At 33.8% G+C, this 20,139-nt stretch carries 15 protein-coding genes; 3 read left to right on the forward strand and 12 right to left on the reverse strand.

What is annotated here, in order from left to right; genetic code table 11:
• The 3 genes from QZZ53_RS00525 to QZZ53_RS00535 form a co-directional block, all read left to right on the forward strand.
• A partial coding sequence (locus tag QZZ53_RS00525) for a tetratricopeptide repeat protein (protein WP_365940152.1) occupies positions 1-2,217 on the forward strand: 2,217 nt, incomplete at its 5' end.
• Positions 2,218-2,258: 41 nt separating this feature from the next.
• Positions 2,259-4,565 carry an FdhF/YdeP family oxidoreductase gene (locus tag QZZ53_RS00530; RefSeq protein WP_296380348.1) on the forward strand — a complete coding sequence of 769 codons (2,307 nt, stop codon included), beginning with the start codon at positions 2,259-2,261 and terminating at the stop codon, positions 4,563-4,565.
• Positions 4,565-5,146, forward strand: coding sequence for a molybdenum cofactor guanylyltransferase (locus tag QZZ53_RS00535; protein WP_296380349.1), 582 nt, complete (start codon positions 4,565-4,567; stop codon positions 5,144-5,146). Before QZZ53_RS00530 ends, QZZ53_RS00535 begins: the two co-directional genes overlap by 1 nt.
• A gap of 235 nt (positions 5,147-5,381) precedes the next feature.
• Here the strand turns inward: QZZ53_RS00535 and QZZ53_RS00540 are convergent, their stop codons facing one another.
• The 12 genes from QZZ53_RS00540 to QZZ53_RS00595 form a co-directional block, all read right to left on the reverse strand.
• Positions 5,382-7,337, reverse strand: coding sequence for a cytochrome c biogenesis protein CcdA (locus QZZ53_RS00540; protein WP_296380352.1), 1,956 nt, complete (start codon positions 7,335-7,337; stop codon positions 5,382-5,384).
• 67 nt (positions 7,338-7,404) lie between these two features.
• A complete protein-coding gene (locus tag QZZ53_RS00545) occupies positions 7,405-8,700 on the reverse strand; it encodes a DUF3570 domain-containing protein (protein ID WP_092132440.1) in 1,296 nt (431 codons plus the stop codon).
• Positions 8,701-8,815: 115 nt separating this feature from the next.
• Positions 8,816-9,028, reverse strand: coding sequence for a DUF4266 domain-containing protein (locus QZZ53_RS00550; protein WP_092132195.1), 213 nt, complete (start codon positions 9,026-9,028; stop codon positions 8,816-8,818).
• On the reverse strand, positions 9,025-10,005 hold the full coding sequence (locus QZZ53_RS00555) for an FAD:protein FMN transferase (RefSeq protein WP_151674513.1): 981 nt from the start codon (positions 10,003-10,005) through the stop codon (positions 9,025-9,027). Before QZZ53_RS00555 ends, QZZ53_RS00550 begins: the two co-directional genes overlap by 4 nt.
• 1 nt (position 10,006) lies before the next feature.
• Positions 10,007-10,447 (reverse strand): thioredoxin family protein, encoded by a 441-nt coding sequence (locus QZZ53_RS00560; protein ID WP_296380359.1) that lies wholly within the window; start codon positions 10,445-10,447, stop codon positions 10,007-10,009.
• Positions 10,448-10,521: 74 nt separating this feature from the next.
• Positions 10,522-11,214 carry a Crp/Fnr family transcriptional regulator gene (locus QZZ53_RS00565; RefSeq protein ID WP_296380362.1) on the reverse strand — a complete coding sequence of 231 codons (693 nt, stop codon included), beginning with the start codon at positions 11,212-11,214 and terminating at the stop codon, positions 10,522-10,524.
• On the reverse strand, positions 11,207-11,800 hold the full coding sequence (locus QZZ53_RS00570) for an HD domain-containing protein (RefSeq protein WP_296380364.1): 594 nt from the start codon (positions 11,798-11,800) through the stop codon (positions 11,207-11,209). Before QZZ53_RS00570 ends, QZZ53_RS00565 begins: the two co-directional genes overlap by 8 nt.
• Positions 11,790-12,281, reverse strand: coding sequence for a hypothetical protein (locus QZZ53_RS00575; RefSeq protein WP_296380366.1), 492 nt, complete (start codon positions 12,279-12,281; stop codon positions 11,790-11,792). The genes QZZ53_RS00570 and QZZ53_RS00575 overlap by 11 nt, the downstream gene beginning before the upstream one ends.
• Before the next feature lie 15 nt (positions 12,282-12,296).
• On the reverse strand, positions 12,297-13,010 hold the full coding sequence (locus QZZ53_RS00580; RefSeq protein WP_296380368.1) for a VIT family protein: 714 nt from the start codon (positions 13,008-13,010) through the stop codon (positions 12,297-12,299).
• Positions 13,011-14,138 (reverse strand): efflux RND transporter periplasmic adaptor subunit, encoded by a 1,128-nt coding sequence (locus tag QZZ53_RS00585; RefSeq protein WP_296380370.1) that lies wholly within the window; start codon positions 14,136-14,138, stop codon positions 13,011-13,013.
• Between the two features lie 41 nt (positions 14,139-14,179).
• Complete coding sequence (locus tag QZZ53_RS00590; RefSeq protein ID WP_296380372.1) at positions 14,180-18,517, reverse strand: CusA/CzcA family heavy metal efflux RND transporter; 4,338 nt, start codon at positions 18,515-18,517, stop codon at positions 14,180-14,182.
• A 287-nt stretch (positions 18,518-18,804) separates the two neighbouring features.
• Positions 18,805-20,139 (reverse strand): ATP-binding protein, encoded by a 1,335-nt coding sequence (locus QZZ53_RS00595; RefSeq protein ID WP_296380374.1) that lies wholly within the window; start codon positions 20,137-20,139, stop codon positions 18,805-18,807.

Below are 20,139 nucleotides of genomic sequence, written 5' to 3' on the forward strand. Positions count from 1 at the left end.
ATTCTATTATTAGTCTACCTTTCAACTATTTTGTCATGTAATGACAAAAATAGTTACGAAGGAATCGATAAAAAGGAATCTGTTTTTTTATCAGGAAAACAAATCTCAGATAGCCATTTTTTAGGCGATAACAATTGTAAAGAATGTCATATAAAAGAATTTAAAGACTGGCAAGGGTCGCATCATGATAAAGCAATGCAAATTGCAGATAGTTTTTCTGTATTGGCTGGTTTTAATGGTGAGAAATTCACAAGCCAAGGAATTACATCACATTTCTATAAAAAAGACAACGCCTTTTACGCAAATACTGAAGGGCCAGATGGGAAATACCATGATTACAAGGTAATCTACACATTTGGAATCACACCTCTCCAACAGTATATCGTACAATTTCCTGATGGACATTACCAATGTTTAAGAACTGCTTGGGATTCAGTAGAAAATAAATGGTTTGACTTATATCCAGATTTTAAGGTTGTGCATTCTGAATGGTTACATTGGTCTAGAGGAGGTTTAAACTGGAATAATATGTGTGCAGATTGCCACTCAACCAATGTTAGAAAAAATTACAACCAAGAAACACATAGCTACGACACTAAATATGCCATAATCAACGTAAACTGCGAAGCTTGTCATGGTCCTGGAAAACAACATGTGGAGGATGTTAATAGATTAGGAGACAGTTATACTTCAACCGGAACTATGCATATGACTTTAGATACTAAACCAAAAGAATTAGTAGATCAATGTGCGCGTTGCCATATGCGTAGAGAACAATACTCTACTAATTTTAATTTTGAAGGAACTATGTTCGACCATTATTTTCCTCAGGTACTAAACGACCGTTTGTATTATCCAGATGGTCAAATATTAGATGAAGTATATGTTTATGGTTCATTCGTTCAAAGTAAAATGTATCAAAACAATGTGACTTGCAATAATTGCCACAATTCACATTCATTAAAATTAAAATTTGAGGGCAATACATTATGTGCTCAGTGTCATTTACCTGAAAAATATGACACACCTAAACATTACTTTCATAAAGAGGATACAGAGGCTTCTCAATGTATCAATTGCCATATGACAGGGAAATACTATATGGGAAATGATTTTAGAAGAGACCATAGTTTTAGAATTCCGAGGCCAGATCTAAGCTTAAAGTATGGTTCGCCGAATGCTTGTACTGGATGTCATGAAGATAAGGATGATAAATGGGCTTGGGAAGAATTCAAAAAGCAATATGGAGAAGTAGACTCTATACATTTTTCAGAAAAATTAGCTCCTGGAATTGTTCACGAACCAAATGCTCATATAGGTTTAGCCGAATTAATGAATGACAAAACACAGCCAGAAATGGCAAGAGCTTCTGCTGTTAGAGCGCTTTCAAATTACAACGCGGAAAATTTAATAGAGCAATACCTAGCGCTTTTAAATGATGAATCCCCTTTGGTTAGAGGAACTACTATCGATGTATTGAGTGAGGTAAATACTAACGATTATGCAGCTTACTTTTTACCATTGTTAGAGGATAGTAAAAGAAGTGTAAGAGTAAAAGCATTTTATGGGCTTGGAGGTTTAACAGAGTTCCAAATACCTGAAAAATATAAAAGCAGTTATCAAAAAGTTAAAAAAGAGTTTTTTAACCATTTAAATACCAATTCTGATTTTGTTGGAGGAAGAATTAAAAAAGCCATCTATTATATAAAAAAGGGCGATTTAGAAAGAGGTATTGAAGGCTATGAAAGCGCTTTAGAAATTGATAATACAAATAATCAAATACGGTTGGATTTAGCAAACTTATATTATCGTAATCATAACGTATTAAAGGCAGAAGAAACATTCAAAACAATTACTGAGCAAGAACCAGAATTTGGCCCAGTTTATTATTCTTTGGCCTTATTATATGCTGAATTAAATCGTACTGATGATGCCATAGTACAGATGCAAAATGCTGTTAATTATATGCCCGATAACACACGTGCTTATTATAATTTAAGTTTGTTATATGGTAAAAAACAAGATAGCAAAAATGCAGAACAAACACTCATTAACGGATTAAAGATTGATGCAAACAATGAAAGTTTATTATATGCCTTGGCGTATCATTATTCAAATACCAGTCAAACTAATAAAGCTAAAAACATCTTATCCAAGTTAGTTAACCTTTATCCAAACAACACACAGTATTTAGATTTTTTAAATCGACTTAATTAATCCTAAATCAAAAACTATTATAAATTTTAAAGATGAAAAACATGAGTAAAAATCGTAAAAGGAATGTTTCTGTTACTGGCTCAATTGAGTTTAGTAATCTACAATTAAAAGAACCATCAAAATCAGCTGCTGGATTAACAGGAGTTAAAGTAGCAATACAACATGCTTTTAACGAAATGGGAATTGGTCGCTCATTAAAAACATTATCTAAATTAAATCAAGTAGAAGGTATTGATTGTCCTGGTTGCGCATGGCCAGATCCAGAAAAGCGATCAAAATTAGGGGAGTTTTGTGAAAATGGTGTAAAAGCTATAGCAGAAGAAGCTACAACAAAAAAGATAGATGCTTCTTTTTTTAAGAATTATTCTGTTGAGGAATTGTCTCAATGGACAGATTATGAAATTGGCAAAAGTGGGAGACTTACAGAGCCTATGGTTCTTTATCCTAATGAAGTACATTACAAACCAATTTCTTGGCATGATGCATTCACTTTAATTACTGATGAGCTTAAACAATTAGATAATCCGAATGAAGCCATATTCTACACTTCGGGAAGAAGCAGTAACGAGGCTGCTTTCTTATATGGATTATTTGTCCGCGCTTTCGGAACTAACAACTTACCAGATTGTTCAAACATGTGTCACGAATCAAGTGGAATTGCTTTATCAGAGACTTTAGGAATAGGAAAAGGCTCTGTGAAACTTAAAGATTTTGAGCAAGCAGAAGTTGTTATGATTCTTGGACAAAACCCAGGAACAAACCACCCAAGAATGCTAAATTCTCTTGAAAAGTGTAAACGTAATGATGGAAAAATAATAGCCATAAACCCTTTAAAGGAAGTAGGATTAATCAACTTTAAAAACCCACAGAAAATTAGTGGATACAGTAGTCCTGGTGTTGCTCTTGCAGATATTTATTTACAAGTGAAAATTAATCAGGACGTTGCTTTATTAAAACTAATTTTAAAGAAACTTAAAGATAGAGAAGAACAAAAAGAAGGTGTTTTTGATTGGGATTTTATTGAAACATATACTTCTGGAGTAGAAAACCTGTTAGAAGATTTAGACAAGTATGATGTTACATATTTATTAGAATTGTGTGGTGTTGAGGAAAAGTTAATTGATAAAACAGTTGACCTTTTGGCTAGTAAAAGTAAAATTATTATTTGTTGGGCAATGGGGTTAACTCAGCATAAAAATGCTGTTGATAATATTAAAGAGTGTGTTAATCTACTATTATTAAAAGGCAGTTTGGGTAAACCTGGTTCAGGAACCTGTCCTGTTCGTGGACATAGTAATGTTCAAGGAGATCGCTCTGTTGGAATTATGCATTATGTTTCAAAAGACCTTAACGATGCTATTAAAAAAGAATTCAATTTTGAAGCACCAAAAAAACAAGGTTTAGATGTCGTTGAATCCATAGAAGCCATGCACAATAATAAAGCAAAAATATTTGTCGCATTAGGTGGTAATTTTTCTTCTGCAGCTTCAGATAGTTATTATACAGCAGAAGCATTGGAAAAGTGCTCACTTACTGTACAGATTAGCACCAAGTTAAACCGCTCACATTTAATAACAGGCAAAACAGCTTTAATTTTACCTACTCTTGGTAGAACAGAAATAGATGAAAGGTCAGGAAATCAACGCTTTTTAACTGTAGAAAACAGTATGGGAAAAGTTCATACTACACGAGGAACTTTAAAACCAACTTCTGGGAATTTAAAAAGTGAACCTGAAATTATTGGAGGAATTGCCAATTCTTTTTTTGGAGGAAATCATAATGTTAATTGGAAAACATTAAGCGAGAACTATGATTTGATAAGAGAAAAAATTGAAAACGTATGTAAAGCTTATAAAGGAGTAACTCATAAAGCTCAAAAAAATGGGTTTTACCTTCCTAACAACGTTCGTGATTTAGATTTTTCAAAACTTCCAGATGGTAAAGCGCAATTTAGCTTGTGCCAACTTTCAGATATTAAAACAAATGATGATGAATTTGTTTTAATGACAATTCGTTCTCATGATCAGTTTAATACTACTATTTATGGCATGAATGACAGATATCGTGGTGTTTTAGGCGAACGTCGTATAGTTATGATGAATATTGAAGATATGAATAGATTAGATTTAAAAAACAAGGATGTAATTAATTTAGCTAGTTATTATGATAATAAAGAAAGGAAAATAGAGAACTTTAAAGTAATTCCTTATGACATTCCTAAAGGGAATTTAGCAGCATATTTCCCTGAAACAAATCCTTTAGTACCAATTAATCAGTACGCTAGAAAAAGCCAAACACCAATTAGCAAATCAATTAAAGTAAAGGTGTACAAAACTTTAATTCTATAATGAATAAAGAAGATACTATTTCGGCTTATATTTTATGTGGAGGCACTAATAGTCGAATGCAAACCGAAAAGGGGTTGATAATCTACAAGGGCAAAACGTTTATTGACTGGGTTATTGATGCTATAAAACCGATTACCAATTCCATTTTTTTAGTAACTAGAAATGATGATTACAAAAAATTTGGTTATCCATTAATTCCAGATACTTATCCTAACAAAGGACCTGTTGGTGGTATTTACACGGCACTTTTGCACACCAATACTGACACCAATATCATTTTAAGTTGTGATATACCAAAGATTACTTCATCTGTTTTAAAAACTTATTTGGTTGATAAATTTGACAAAAGTAATACTGTTTTATATGTTGCTGATAATAATAGAACATATCCTTTAATTGGTTTGTACTCTAAAAAGCTTGTTACTAAATTTGAAACAGCTATAAATAATGACCATTTAAAATTAGTGAGATTATTAGAAAAAATTAATTGTAAGTGTGTAAAAACCAAACCTGAAGATTATAATGCTTTACAAAACATAAACACTATTGAAGAACTCAAAATATTAATTAAAAATACTTGAATCAGTCAAGATTCTTATAAGACTTGAATTCACAAATACTTATTAAGCTATAAAAAGATTAAATTAAAAAATGGTAATTGATGATTATGTCTAAAAAAATAAAATCCTAACACATTATTATATAACGTATTAGGATTTATTCAGTGACCTCGAAGGGACAGAGTTCAAACTTTTTGACAGATGATATTAATCTAATTATCTCACAATCAATTAGTATGAAAGTAAGTCTTAAAATCTAATTTCCTTTCGTTTCTAAACTTTTAGCCAACCACTCATAATATTCATCCACACCTGAATACTGTTTCGCTTCGTTTAAAATTTCTAAGTCAGAGGTCATTGTTACATAAAATGGTTGCGATGCAGTTTGAAAATTTAGGTATTGAAACGTTGACCATTTGTCTCCAATGGTTTCTATATCTTTTAAATGATTTTCATTGAGCTTCATTCTAAATTGAGCTTCTTTTGGCAATTCTTTCCTATCATCTATGTACAAGGATATAAGTACGTATTCATCTTTTAAAATCTGATATACTTTTGGATCACTCCACACATTTTCTTCCATCTTTCGACAGTTTACACAAGCCCAACCAGTAAAGTCTAATAATATGGGTTTGTTGTTTGCTTTCGCGAAAGCGATACCTTCATCAAAATCTTTAAAGCAGTCTAATCCTAACGGACAATCTGATTCTTGCTCGTAAAGGCTGTAAAAGGTCGGTGGTGGAAAGCCTGCTAATAATTTAAGATGTGAATTTTTAGTAAGTCCTGTACCAAGATAAATAACAAAGGCTACCACTAAAACTGCAAACGAAACTTTTGGGAAACTAAACTTCTTTTTACCATCGTGAGGGAATCTTATGACTCCAAAAAAGTATAAAGCCATTAGCAAGAATATAAGCATCCAGATACCAATAAAAACCTCTCGTTTTAATAATCCCCAATGCGCCACTAAATCTGCGTTTGATAAAAATTTAAATGCTAATGCAAGCTCTACGAAACCTAATAACACCTTTACAGTTGTTAGCCATCCACCTGACTTTGGCAGGGATTTTAAAAGATTAGGAAAGAGCGCAAATAAAGCAAAAGGCAGTGCAAGTGCTACTCCAAATCCTGTCATTCCTGCTGTTAATTGAAATGCGCCTCCATCACTTGTAAGTGATCCTGCTAACAAAGAACCTAATATAGGACCAGTACAAGAAAATGAAACTAGTGCCAATGTAACGGCCATAAAAAATATACCGATAAGCCCTCCAGTACTGGAAGCAGAATCCATTTTATTAGACCAAGAGTTGGGAAGTGTTAATTCATAATAGCCAAAAAATGAAAAAGCAAAGAATATAAAAATCACAAAGAAGATAACATTCAACCAAATATTAGTTGAAATGGTATTTAAAATCTCTGGGTCTACAGAGTCTAAAAAGTGGAACGGAATACTAAGCGCTACGTAAATAATAACAATAAAGGCTCCATATAGAATTGCGTTTCTAATCCCTTTTGCTTTATTCCCTGACTGCTTTGTAAAGAATGAAACTGTAAGCGGTATCATCGGGAATACACAAGGTGTAAGTAACGCAACAAGACCTCCCAAGAAACCAAGAACAAAAATCTTCCACAAATTCCCGTCTGAGGTAAGCTCTTCTGAGTCTGACAATAAGCGTTCTTTATGTTTTAAATCGAGTAATAAGCTATTAGAAAGTGTTTTGCTTTTTTCATCTAAAACCACATTGTCAAGCGTTGCTTTACTACCATCCAGATTGATTACAAACTGCTCTTCCTTATTAATGCAAACTTCCTTACAAACCTGATACTCTAAATTTATAGTGAGCTGTTTTAAGTCTTGGTTTAAAACTTTAATTCGCTGGGTAAACTCAACTTTTTTAAGAAAATAAGTTTCTTCTACTTCAAAAATATCATTGTATGCTTTTACAGTTTCACTCTCTTTTGCTATGCCCAGTAGCTCATAGTTGCCTTCTGATTGCTCAAAGCTAAGAACAGATGGTAATGAGCCATCTTCACTTGTAAATTGAGAAAAAACGTGCCACTCCTCATCAATTGATCCTGTGAGTATTACATCGTACTCGGTGTCTGAAATTTTAGTAATATTAGATTCCCAGGTTACAGGATCTATAACGCCTTGTTGAGCCGTACTTATTCCGCTCAAAAAAAGGACTAAAGCTACAATTAAATTTTTCATATTAGTCTGTAAAAGTCTTGTCCTACTGTTATAGTAGAACAAGATTAGTTTGATAAGAGGTTTTGAATTAGTCCATCACAAATTTAAATCCAGCGGTAATGATGCTAGAGCTAAATGTTGTATCTCTATCGTACTGATAGAATTTAAGGTCTATACTTTTTAAGCCCAATTTCCAGATGTGCGCTTTCGCAAAAATGTCTGTGTAAGAAACTCCAAAGCCAAATTGATTTGCACTGTACTCAGATAAGTCATAATCTGAAGTGTAAAACTCATCTGTGGATAATGCTTCTTCATAAGGCCTAAAGTAATCTGCTGCGGTTTGGTTATAGAATCGGTACGAAGGATAAAGCGTAAACTTATCTGTTATCTTAATAGGCACTTCTATACTTGCGGTATGCGATGTAATTCCCCAATCATCATAATAATAGCGGTAAAAAGTACGTACTGTAAAGGTTTCATTGAGATACCAGTTTAAGCGACCACCTGCTGCCACTTTAAATCGAGAATCTGGTAAGCGTTCTATAGCATCTGCCAGTTGGAAATTCTCAATAAAAGAGTCTGCAACATCTCCAAAATATACTCGCTGGAATGGTGTTGACAATAAACCTTGCTGCTGAACAAAATCAAGTGCTAAAGACCCTTGAACATTCTTGTGAAGAATTTGAGAGAATCCAAAACCTAGAGAATATGAATTACGCCCTTCATCTGCAAACTCAGTAAAAATCGGTGCGTAATTTGTATTTCCAGTAATCGTGTTTTGAGTAAATAATCTGTTACTTAAACCATTTCCTCCTTCGCCAAAAGGCCTTAACTCTGTAGGGTAGATAGCATTCCAGGTATCTATATACACATTACCGTTCACACTTAGTTCGGTATTTTTCTCATTGAAGAGCTTAGTATAACTACCTCCTACACCTACAGAAAAATAATCATATTCTGAAGACACAGATAGTTTAGCTGACCAGATATCATTTCTGTCGTCTGAGCTGTGACTGTAACTTCCTGTTAGGTTTGCCCATAAATCGCTGCTTGACGCACCTGATGAAGCTTGAAAAGGATCTGCCTGTCCACCACCGTCAAAAGGTCCAACATTACTTGAAGAAGCAGAGGTGTATGCAGAAACTCCTGCATCTATCGTTAATACATCGTCATCATTTAATGGAATGGAAACCACAAATGTACCTGTAACGTCTGTCAACTCTTCAGTACCAATACCGCCACTTACGGCAGCATTATCTCCATCTTGCGTGTAATAACTTGATAAGAAATCTACTTCTACAGATTCAAGTACTCTTTTTTTATAGACTTTAGTCGAGTCTTGTGCTGTTTGTGAGTACGCTTTCGCGAAAGCGAATACACACATTACTAAAATTAATTTTTTCAAATTGTTTTGTTGTATTAATTAGATTCCGCTATACAGCGGAATAACTTCAATTCACATTTTTAAGTGCCGATTGCTTCTTAAAAAAGGAATTCAGTTAATTACAGCCGCAGCCTCCTCCAGTTTTTCCTCCATTTGCACCTACCGCTGCTTCGCGATAGGAATGTGCTGTGGTTACATTACGATCACACTTCTTTTCAGACAATGCCATATCTGGATCATTGATATTTACTTTTTCGTATTCTTTTACGACTACACAACTACTTAAACAGGTAGCTATTACTGCCGCTATCATTAATCTCTTTATCATATTTTGTCTATTTTTATGTTGTCTGATTTGAAGATATTTCCTTTATCATCAATGATGATACATTCTATCTTTGGCATCTGATTTATTCTGCTCAATCCTACATCTTTACCCATAACAAATACAGACGTAGCGAGTGCGTCGGCAAGTTCTGCTTTGGGCGCAAAAACTGTTACACTTATAATTCCGCTAGATGGATATCCTGTTCTAGGATCAATAATGTGGGAATAGCGTGTTCCATTAAATTTTACAAACTTCTCGTAATTACCAGAGGTCACAACAGCACCATTTGTAATAGGCAATAGCGCAAATACCTTATCCTTATCCATTGGATTTGTGATGGCTACTTTCCATTCTTTACCACTAGGTTGTTTTCCCCAAGTATTCATATCTCCAGAGGCGTTTATAATGCCTGATGACACTCCTTTAGAGATTAACAAAGACTTAGCTTTGTCTGCCGCATATCCTTTTCCGATAGCTCCAAAGCCTATTTTCATTCCTTCTAACTTGAGAAAGACTGTACTATTTTCTTTATCTAAGATGATGTTCTTAAAGCCAACTTTAGCAACAGATTCTTTTATTTTTTCTTCGGAAGGCATCTCTGTCATACTACCATCAAATTTCCAAATGCGATCCATAGATGCATAGCTAATGTCAAAAGCGCCATCTGTCAATTTTGAAATACCTATTGCTCTTTCAATTAATTGAAACAATTCTGAATCTACTTTTACAGCTTTGATACCAGCATTTCTATTAATTTCTGATGTTTGAGAATTGGTATCCCAAGAAGAAATCAGTTTTTCTATTCTTGTAATTTCGGCTACAGCAGTATCGATATACTTATTTCCTATACTTTCATTTTCTGCAACTACGGTTATGTCAAAACGACTACCCATTAGTTTGAGTGTACGTTTGTATGGCTGTTGCGCTATACAGACAACTGAAAAGAACAATAATGATAAAGTGATTAGATTCTTCAAATTACTTGGTAAAAGTGTTTAGTTCCTCAATGTACGCTTCTGGCGTCGTCTTTTTATAACTCGTTTCTCCTAATACTTTTCCGTTAGCGTCAAGTATAACTATGAAAGGAAAAATCCCATTTTTGTTATAGGCCTCTGCCAATTTTGCATTTGCTGCAGTTTGAGATTCACTCAATGCGTTTTTCTTTTTTCTTGGGAAGTCTGCTTGAAGCATCACGTAGTTTTTACTTGCGTACTTTTTAAAGGCTTCCGTACTCCAAATTTCACGATCTAATTTTATACAAGGCGCACACCAGTCTGATCCTTGAAAAACAAGAATTATAGGTTTATTTTCTTCGGTTGCTGTTTTCTTTGCTTTTGCAAAATCCGTATGCCATTCTTGAGCGGTTACTCCGCTAATAGTTAATAGTAGCACAAGTAATGTAAAAATGTTTTTTTTCATAATAATTTATAATCTGTAAAGGTATTTAGTTTAACGTTAAAAGCTATTTATTCTTACATTGACATTTATCAATTTTATTTATAATTACTTGCTTTTACAAGCCCTTCAAGGTCTTCAATAAAAATGATTCTACCCTTAGTAGAAATAAGCTTTTCTTCTTTAAAATCTTTCAACATTCGTACCAAGGACTCTTTTGCCGTACCTACCATACTTGCAAGATCTTCTCTGTTTATTTCAATTTCTTTAAGACTCTCTTTAACGCTGAATTTTCTTTGTAAAATCAATAGATTTATTGCCGTGCGTTCTCTAACCGTGTAACGTGCTAATATTTTAGTTGCATTTAAAAAAACTCCAAATTCGTGACTTAAATTTTTAAGCAAGCGTTGCGATAATAGGTGAGATTTGCTAACCACATTTAAAAAATCATTTTTAGGAATAAATGCTACTTCACAATCTAATAATGCAGTTGCAGAGTCTGGATACTCTTCTTCACTTAGAATAGCGTGATACCCAAGATATTCGTTTTCTCCACAGATATAAAATATATGGTCTGTACCAAAATTGGTAGCAGTATATTTCTTTACTTTTCCTGATAGTACTCTATAAATACCTTTAGGCTCTGTACCTTCTTTAAATATCTGCGTGCCTGCCTTAAAGTTCAGTATTTCTTTATTAGCTGTGAGTCTATCGCATTCAGCTGTTGTTAACCCAGATAATAAATCTTGATTATTAAAATTGTATTTTGAGTATGGAAAATTATTATTCATTGAAATAGTTTAAAATGTTTTCAACTTTATGAAGATTTTCCTGCTTGCCGATTTCTAAAGTTTGCTTTCCATAATCACTTCTAAAGTGATGCTCTTTTAAAAATTTGAGATTCAATAAATGCCATTCTTTATTTGTTGTTTTAATATCACAGAATAACTCCCATTCTCTACGAAGCAATAATTTTCTGTAAAAGAAATGCGAGTTACTTATATGAAAAATGTCTGCATCGCACAGAATTTCAGATAATCTATCTGTTGGACTTTGAGGCATCTTTGTGGCTTCTATACAATTACAAATTGTACTAATACTATTGCTTTCCATTCCTATACTGGAAAGAAACTTTTTAGCAATTTTTATACTTTCTGCCTCGTGCTCTTTGTATGTTTTAGAAAATCCTGTGTCATGAAACCAAGCTGCAATAATTAACAAATCTGTTTCTACTGAATTGATATCCATTGCTGCACATAAATACTTTACATTTTGAACGACCTCTTTAGTATGCTCAAGATTATGAAAAGGCAGTTCCTTACATTTTGAAGTGGTAAGCAAGTTTGAGCAATATTCAGAAACATCTTTAATCATCATCGGAGTCATTATCTTGAGAATCTAACTGAATTACATTTGCATCGTTTCTAATTTCGATATGCGTTATTTCGCCGCCACTTGTTCCTACATATTTAGAAATCCCAATTGAGGCAACGGAAAGCAATAAACACACAACAAAGCCATATTTATAAAACGGCAACTTTTTATATTCTAAAAACAAGGTTATTATTGATACTCCTCCTAAAATCAGCATCATTGTAAAAAACAATTCTGCATACTCTTCGTGTTTATGAATTAATGTCTCGCTAATTCCAGGTAAATTCTCTACAATTTCTTCAGCTCCTTCTCCTGTTAAAAAAGCTACTACTGCTGTTACGGCACTAAATATAAAAATGCCTAATGCGGTGTTTTTTATTTGAGGTTTTTTCATAATAAAACCTACTAATAATACTAAGAATCCAATCAATACTCCCACAATAGGAAGATGATTTACTGCTAAATGAAAATGTGCGTCGTTCATAATTTTATGTTTTGTTTAGAGATTTACTCCAAATAGATATCCAACTAATGCTGTTAGACCCATTGCTACGGTTCCCCAAAATGTGATACGTATAATTGCTATTCCTATACTTGACCCACCTGTTTTAGCTGCTAGAGCTCCTAATACAATAAGGAAAAATAGCGCAAAACCGTAAATAGAATATTCCATACTATTTAATGGCAGAAAAAGGGTTACTAAAAAAGGAAGTAATCCTCCTATAGTAAATGCTGCTCCAGATGCAAAAGCCGCTTGAATAGGTTTGGCTTGACTAATCTCATTAATACCTAATTCGTCTCTGATATGTGCACCTAAAGCATCGTGCTCTGTTAATTCTTGAGCAACAGTTAATGCAGTTGTTTTTTTAAGCCCTCTTTTTACATAGATATCTGCTAATCGCTGTAATTCGATTTCTGGCATTTCATTTAATTCTTGCTTTTCACGTTCAATGTCTGCTTTTTCTACATCTGTCTGTGAACTTACAGAAACATATTCTCCAGCAGCCATTGATAAAGCACCAGCAACAAGTCCTGCCAAGGTTGCTAAAATAATAGGCTCTCTTGTAGCACTTGCAGCTGCAACACCTATTGCAAGACTGGCTGTAGATAAAATACCATCGTTTGCTCCAAGCACTGCTGCTCTTAACCAATTGCTTCTATGAATGTAGTGGTTGTCTAAATAATTGTCTAATTCGTTTATTTGTTCTGCCATTTATTCAGTTATTAAATTAAAAGCTCCTTTTGTCAAAAACTCTGTATCTGCATCAAAATCCGAAGCATTTACTATTTGAATATAGCCATTATTTGTAGTTCCAATTTTTACTAACATTCTTTTAAAGTTTATCCCGTTTTCTTTAACCAGAACAAAGTAGTCATTATCAATATTTGCAACTGCTTCAACTGGTAGAGCAGGATATTCTGTGGTAGTAGTTAAAATCTCTCCTTCAATGTACATTCCTGGTGCAAATAATTTTACCTCACTTTCATTTACTAAATCTCCGTGAATATCTACTGTTCTGTCTTGGGTATTGATTGCCTTGTTTACTAAATGTACCTTTCCTCGGTATACTTTATCGGTATCATTTTGAAGTCTTACGTTAATAGGCTGTCCTACTTTTACCATAGGTAGATCTTTTTCAAAAATCTTTAACTCTATGTGTAAATCATCAGTATTTGTAACTGTAATAGCAACATCTGAAGGGTTTAAATACATCCCTTTTGTTGCATTAATTGTTGTCGCATAACCTGACAAAGGCGAAGGTACGCTGATGACAGAACGAATATTATCTCCTGTTAAGGTATTTGGGTTAATATTCATTAAGCTCAACTTCTTTTTCATTGACTGGTATTGTGCTAACGTCACGTTGTATTCTGACTCTGCCTTTAGGAAGTTCTTTTTTGATGTCACGTTATCTGCAACCAATTCTTTTTGGCGCTCATAGTCTGACTTTAAATAATTCAAACGTCCTTTGGCTTCTAAAAAATCTTGTTGTGCTTGTACATATTCAGGATTTTCAATCGTGAATAAGGTCTGGCCTTTTTTTACTACATCTCCAGGCAATAGACTAATGTTTTTTACATAACCAGCAAAATAGGCACTTACATCTGCTTGATTTTCTGGTGGAACAGCAAACATCCCGTTTGCTTTTACTACCGTATTAAATGGTTGCATTGTTATTTTGCCAAGCTGCATATCGCCAGATTTAAACTGATTCTCTGTTATTGAAACTACATCAGTGTTTTCAATCTCTGTGGTCGCTTCTGCATTGGTAACCTCGGTTTTCTCTTTAGAATTACAAGAGGCTAAAGCCATTATTACTACTAATAAAAAACTTTTCAAGTATATAAAATTTGCTATGGTGTTACAGGTATTTTTCATCGTTAATTGGTTAAGTAGTTTAATTCTAAAACTGTATTATTATACTTATTTAGGTTTTGTAAATAGTTGATTTCGATATTTTTTGCACTCTCTAAAAGCTGCACATATTGTAAAAAATCTATCTCGCCATTTTGAAACGCTTTTGAAGCTGTTGTTGTTAATTGCTTAGAAAGATCTCTTCCTGTACTTTGATAATAATCAACTGTTTCTTGAAACTTTTTTAAATCAGAAAGCAAGGCGTCGTATTTTGATTGTAATTGAATTTTATAGTTTTCAAATTCATTAGCAATAATCAATGTTTCTGTCTTAGCTGCATTGATTTTTGATTTATGTGCTCCAAACCATAATGGTACTGCAATACCTACTTGAAATCCATTATAATTTCTTGCAGCTACACCATTGTTTGTGCCTTGAAATACTGATAATTGTAAATCAGGTAAAAGCTTTTGTCGCTCTAATGAAAGAGAAGATTTAGCTAAGTTTTCTGCTGAATTATAATACATTAGTCCAGGATGATCTGTTAGACTGAATTCTTTTAATTCCAGTCTTGGTAACACATCTTCTGAAACCGTAATTGTTGAATCGGTCTGTACCCATTGATTTAACATTGTGTAGGCTTTAGAAACGTCTTCGCGTGCTTGAGAAAGTGCGATAGCGATTTCTTTTTGCTTGGTTTCAGCCGTTAGTTTTTCTAATAAATTAGTTTCCCCTACATCGTATCTCTTTTTAGCAGCTCTTGCAAATTGACCATATAAGCTATCTAAATAGACATATTGCCTCACAAGATTATTGCTATAGACTACATTATAATAGGCTGAATTAACCTCTTTAGTCAATATTCTTTCATTTAGACGATACTGCTGCGTTATTAATGCTACTTTTTGATTTTCTACTTTACGCTGTGCGCCATATACTGTTGGGAATTGAAGTGATTGACTAATGCCTAACACCTTTAATGGCAAACCATTTTCGGCAATGTTATTTTGGTCATAGCTATAGTAAACTTGTGTTTTGTCCAAATTAAAAGCACTTCCTACCAACTGTTCTGATTGATTAATCTTTTTCGCGTAAGCTTGCAATCCATTATTATTTTCAATAGCCATTTTTACAGTCTGCTCAACATTTACTGGGTTTTGTTGTGCCTTACCAAAGAATGGTAAAAACAATAAAAGCATAATGCTTAGAGCCTTAAAATTCACTTTTGTTTTTATTTTAGGATGATGTCCTTTTCTGTCGAACATTGCATATAAAATAGGCAGTACAACTAAAGTTAAAACGGTTGCAGTTATTAATCCACCTACAACTACTGTTGCTAATGGTCTTTGTACTTCGGCGCCAGCGGAAGTTGATATTGCCATAGGTAAAAATCCTAAAGCTGCTGCTGCTGCAGTTAATAATACTGGACGCAATCTGTTTTTTGTTCCCATTAAAATTCGCTTATTAATATTGCTGACACCGTGTGCTTTTAGTTCTTTAAACTCTTCAATCAACACAATACCATTTAATACCGCAATACCGAAAAGCGCAATAAACCCAACACCTGCCGATATACTGAAAGGAAGGTCTCTTATATACAGTAGCATCACACCACCAATTGCGGATAAAGGAATGGCACTGTAAATCATTAAGGCTTCTTTTACAGAATCAAAAGCGAAGTATAACAACACGAAAATTAATATTAGTGCAATGGGTACCGCTACTTTTAACCGTGCTGATGCAGTTCTTAAATTTTCAAATTGCCCTCCGTAGCTTATAGAATATCCGGTTGGAATCTTAACATCTCTCTCAATGATTGCTTGTACATCTTTTACAACAGATTCTAAATCTCGGTTTCTAACATTGACACCTACTACGATACGACGCTTGGTGTTATCACGTGAAATCTTTGCTGGTCCTTTGGTGTAACTTATGTTCGCAAATTCGCTAAGCGGTAATTTAGTACCATTAGGTAAAGTAACCGATGCGGTTTCTAAGTTTTCAATATCTTTTCTGTGAGCAGCATCAAAACGTAATACTAAATCAAATTGTTTTTCGCCTTCAAATACATTTCCAGCAGGCATTCCTGCAAATCCCATTGTTACCACTTTATTTAAGTCTTCAATGTTTAATCCATATTTAGCTATTTTCTGGCGGTCATATTTTACAGACATTTGTGGTAAACCAGCTGTTTTCTCTACAGAAATATCAGCTGCTCCTTCCACATTTTGAATGGCCTTTTCTATTTCTAATGCTTTTCTATAAAGCACATCTAAATCTTCTCCAAAAACCTTGATAGCTAAATCTGCTCTTACTCCTGTAATCAATTCGTTAAATCGCATTTCAATAGGTTGTGTAAATTCAAAATCTACACCTACAATTTCATTTGATAAGGCTTCTTTAAATTTATCTGCTAATTCGTCTTTAGACTCAGCAGAAGTCCATTCGCCTTTAGGTTTCAATTTTATGATAACATCACTTTCTTCCATAGACATTGGGTCTGTTGGTACTTCGGCAGCTCCAATTCTACTTACCACTTGTTCTACTTCAGGGAATTGTTTTAGTATTTTTTCTATTTTGGTAGTGGCTTCAATCGTTTTACTCAAAGACATTCCTGTTTTTAAAACGGGTTGAATTACAAAGTCACCTTCATCTAAAGTAGGTACAAACTCGCCACCCATTCTAGTGAATAAAAATCCTGTAAAAACTAACAACGCTACAGCCATACTTAATACCAATGTCTTTTTACGCAATGCCCAAGTAATGGTAGGTCGGTATTTGTTTTCTAAAAATGTAATAAGTCTTGATGATATGGTTTTCTTTTCTGTATTAGAAGGTTTAATAAATAATGAAGCCATTACTGGAATGTAGGTAAAGCATAACAGCATTGCACCTATTAATGCAAAACAGAATACCAATGCCATAGGACGGAACATTTTTCCTTCTACATTAACTAAAGATAGAATAGGTATAAAAACGATGATGATGATTAATTGCCCAAATACCGCAGAGTTCATCATTTTCGAAGCTCCTTGATAGGTTATTGTATCAATCAATCCTTGTCGTTCTTCTATTGGAAGCGCTAATAATTTAGCGCGTTGACTTGTGATTTTAAAGGCGATAAATTCGACTATAATTACGGCACCATCTATTATAATACCGAAGTCGATCGCACCCAAACTCATTAAGTTCGCATCGACCCCAAAAATGTACATTAACGAAAGCGCAAACAATAAACATAATGGAATTACAGAAGCCACTACTAAACCAGAACGCAGGTTTCCTAAAAGTAAAACCACTACAAAAATCACGATTAAACATCCTAAAATCAGGTTTTCGGCAATTGTGAAGGTCGTTTTAGCAATAAGTTCGCTACGCTCTAAAAATGGGTTGATTGAAATTCCTTTAGGTAATGAGGATTGTATTTCTGCCACACGTTGTTTTACTGCCTCGATTACAGCATTAGAATTGGCATCTTTAAGCATCATTACTTGTCCTAAAACTTTTTCGCCTTCTCCGTTTCCTGTGATAGCACCAAAACGGTTAGCGTGACCAAAGCCTACATTGGCCACATCTCTTACATATACAGGAATGTCACCTTTATTAGTTACGACAATATCTTGAATATCTTCAATTGAAGTGACTAAGCCTTCACCTCTTATAAAATAACTTTCATTAATTTTTTCAATATAACCACCTCCAGCAACGCTATTGTTTTTTTCAAGAGAATTAAAGACATCGAAAATAGAAACATCCATTGAACGTAGACGTTCTGGATTAACCGCTACTTCATAAGTCTTTAAGTAGCCTCCCCAAGTGTTTACTTCAACAACTCCTGGTATTCCAGAAAGCTGACGTTTTACTACCCAATCTTGGATGGTACGAACATCTGATAAGGAATACTGGTCTTTGTATTTAGGATCTACATCAATTACATATTGATAAATTTCTCCCAAACCGGTAGAAACTGGCCCCATAAAAGGTTTCCCAAAACCAGTTGGAATTTTTTCTTCGGCACTTTTAATTTTCTCAGCAATAAGTTGACGCGGTAGGTAAGTACCCATTTCATCATCAAAAACTACAGTAACTACTGATAATCCAAATTTAGAAATAGAACGAATTTCTGTTACTCCAGGTAAGTTTGCCATTTCTAACTCTACTGGGTAGGTTAAAAATTTCTCAACATCTTCGGTCGATAAGGTTCTTGAGGTGGTAATAACCTGAACTTGATTATTGGTCACATCTGGAACTGCTCCAATAGGTATATTGGAAAGGGAATACAAGCCGAATCCAACGATTCCTGCGGTAAATAACAGCACAATCAGTTTGTGATGAATACTGTACTGGATAATACGTTCTAACATTTTCTGGTGGTTAATTAAAATAATGAAACAAATGTAGATGGGTTATCTAATTGTAATCTAAACGGTTTCTTAAGATTAGCTTAAGATTGATTATTTATGTGTTACTCTAAAAAACAAAAGCCCTGAGAAACCTCAAGGCTTTTGCAACTACTAACCAATAAAAACCAACCAAAATATTTAAAGGTCAAGAGGGGGAACTGTTTTCTTTTTCAAGAGTTATTAAGCTAATTCTTTATAAAAGTAATGCTGTAATTTTAAGACTGTCTAAGGATAGTCTTAAGATTGGCTTAAAAGTAAACAGTAAAAGTGGTTCCAACGTTCAACGTGCTTTCTACTTCAATGTTTGCATCAATAGCATCTGCAGCTTTTTTGGCTATTGATAGTCCCAAACCATTTCCAGAGATAGTCTTGTGATTTAGTGCATCAGATCTAAAAAAATGGTTGAATAAATTATCTAAATCTTCATTTTTTATTCCAATACCCTCATCTTGAACTTTGCAAATAGTTTCTGAATCTAATTGGGTAATTGATATGTGTATTTTGGTAGCATCCTTAGCATATTTTATAGCATTACCAATAATATTTTCTAATATAAGGTTACTAAAATACTGAGGGACTGAGGTGTCATTTACTGTTTCATTTTTAAAATCAATCGAGAGTTTCTTTTTTGTAATCTGATTTTTATGTCTTGAAAGAATTTCGTCAATGATTGTTGTTAAGGAAATGGACGCTTTGTTTTTTTGCTTTGAATTAGTATCTAATCTTGCTAACAACAATAATTGTTCGATAGTGGCAGTCATTCTGTCTATTTCTGTAAGACTAAACTTAATTTTGTCTTCATATTCTGATTGCTCCCTTGGTTTACGAATTAATACTTCCAGCGTCCCTTTTAAAGTTGCTAAAGGTGTACGTAATTCGTGAGAAGCGTCCGATGTAAATTGACGTTCTCTTTCGATAGCATTCTCGATACGCTGTAATAAAGCATTAATACCAGAAGACAAATCAAACAGTTCATCTTTGTTTTGAGGAAGTGCAACGCGTTCTTTTAAGTTGTTTTTGGTGATTCTGTTAGTAGTCTCCGTAACTATTTGTACAGGAATGATACTTCTACCTGCAATATATTTTGATATAAAATAAAGGCTTGCTAAGAGTACTAAATAGACAAAAAATAAAATATTTCTTAAATTCAATAACACCATTAGAGAGGATTCTAATGGCATAGCCGCCACAATAAAACCTTTTATTTTACCATCTTGTTCAATGGGTAATTGAATCTGTCTTATGGGTTTACTATTGAGAGTTTCGTTATAGCTTCCGCCAAAATTGGCTTCAGAATTGTATGCAAGTTCGTTTTCTTTAAGATTAGGGGATTTATCCATAAAAGAACCGTTTCTATCCAAAATTTGGATAAAAACAGGATTTACTTGAACCTCTCTATGTTCGCGTTCTTCCCACTCTTTTTTGTTTTTAATTTTGATGCTGTCACCAACAATTTTTATTTCTTCGGTATGCTTTTCAGCTTCAAAAGAAAGGTCACTATCTATATTTTGATACACCACACCTTTTACCACAAAGAATACAACTGTAAATGCTACAGCCATTATAACTGCTGTGGCGATCAT

It is taken from the genome of Winogradskyella sp. (genome assembly GCF_016744625.1).
Lineage (GTDB): Bacteria > Bacteroidota > Bacteroidia > Flavobacteriales > Flavobacteriaceae > Winogradskyella.

Excerpts from the sequence above, each read along its gene's own strand:
- QZZ53_RS00535 (WP_296380349.1), top strand. The coding sequence starts at position 4,565 with ATGAATAAAGAAGATACTATTTCGGCTTATATTTTATGTGGAGGCACT.
- QZZ53_RS00540 (WP_296380352.1), bottom strand. The coding sequence starts at position 7,337 with ATGAAAAATTTAATTGTAGCTTTAGTCCTTTTTTTGAGCGGAATAAGT.
- QZZ53_RS00580 (WP_296380368.1), bottom strand. The coding sequence starts at position 13,010 with ATGGCAGAACAAATAAACGAATTAGACAATTATTTAGACAACCACTAC.
- QZZ53_RS00545 (WP_092132440.1), bottom strand. The coding sequence starts at position 8,700 with ATGTGTGTATTCGCTTTCGCGAAAGCGTACTCACAAACAGCACAAGAC.
- QZZ53_RS00570 (WP_296380364.1), bottom strand. The coding sequence starts at position 11,800 with ATGATGATTAAAGATGTTTCTGAATATTGCTCAAACTTGCTTACCACT.
- QZZ53_RS00575 (WP_296380366.1), bottom strand. The coding sequence starts at position 12,281 with ATGAACGACGCACATTTTCATTTAGCAGTAAATCATCTTCCTATTGTG.
- QZZ53_RS00565 (WP_296380362.1), bottom strand. The coding sequence starts at position 11,214 with ATGAATAATAATTTTCCATACTCAAAATACAATTTTAATAATCAAGAT.
- QZZ53_RS00550 (WP_092132195.1), bottom strand. The coding sequence starts at position 9,028 with ATGATAAAGAGATTAATGATAGCGGCAGTAATAGCTACCTGTTTAAGT.
- QZZ53_RS00595 (WP_296380374.1), bottom strand. The coding sequence starts at position 20,139 with ATGATCGCCACAGCAGTTATAATGGCTGTAGCATTTACAGTTGTATTC.
- QZZ53_RS00530 (WP_296380348.1), top strand. The coding sequence starts at position 2,259 with ATGAGTAAAAATCGTAAAAGGAATGTTTCTGTTACTGGCTCAATTGAG.
- QZZ53_RS00590 (WP_296380372.1), bottom strand. The coding sequence starts at position 18,517 with ATGTTAGAACGTATTATCCAGTACAGTATTCATCACAAACTGATTGTG.
- QZZ53_RS00560 (WP_296380359.1), bottom strand. The coding sequence starts at position 10,447 with ATGAAAAAAAACATTTTTACATTACTTGTGCTACTATTAACTATTAGC.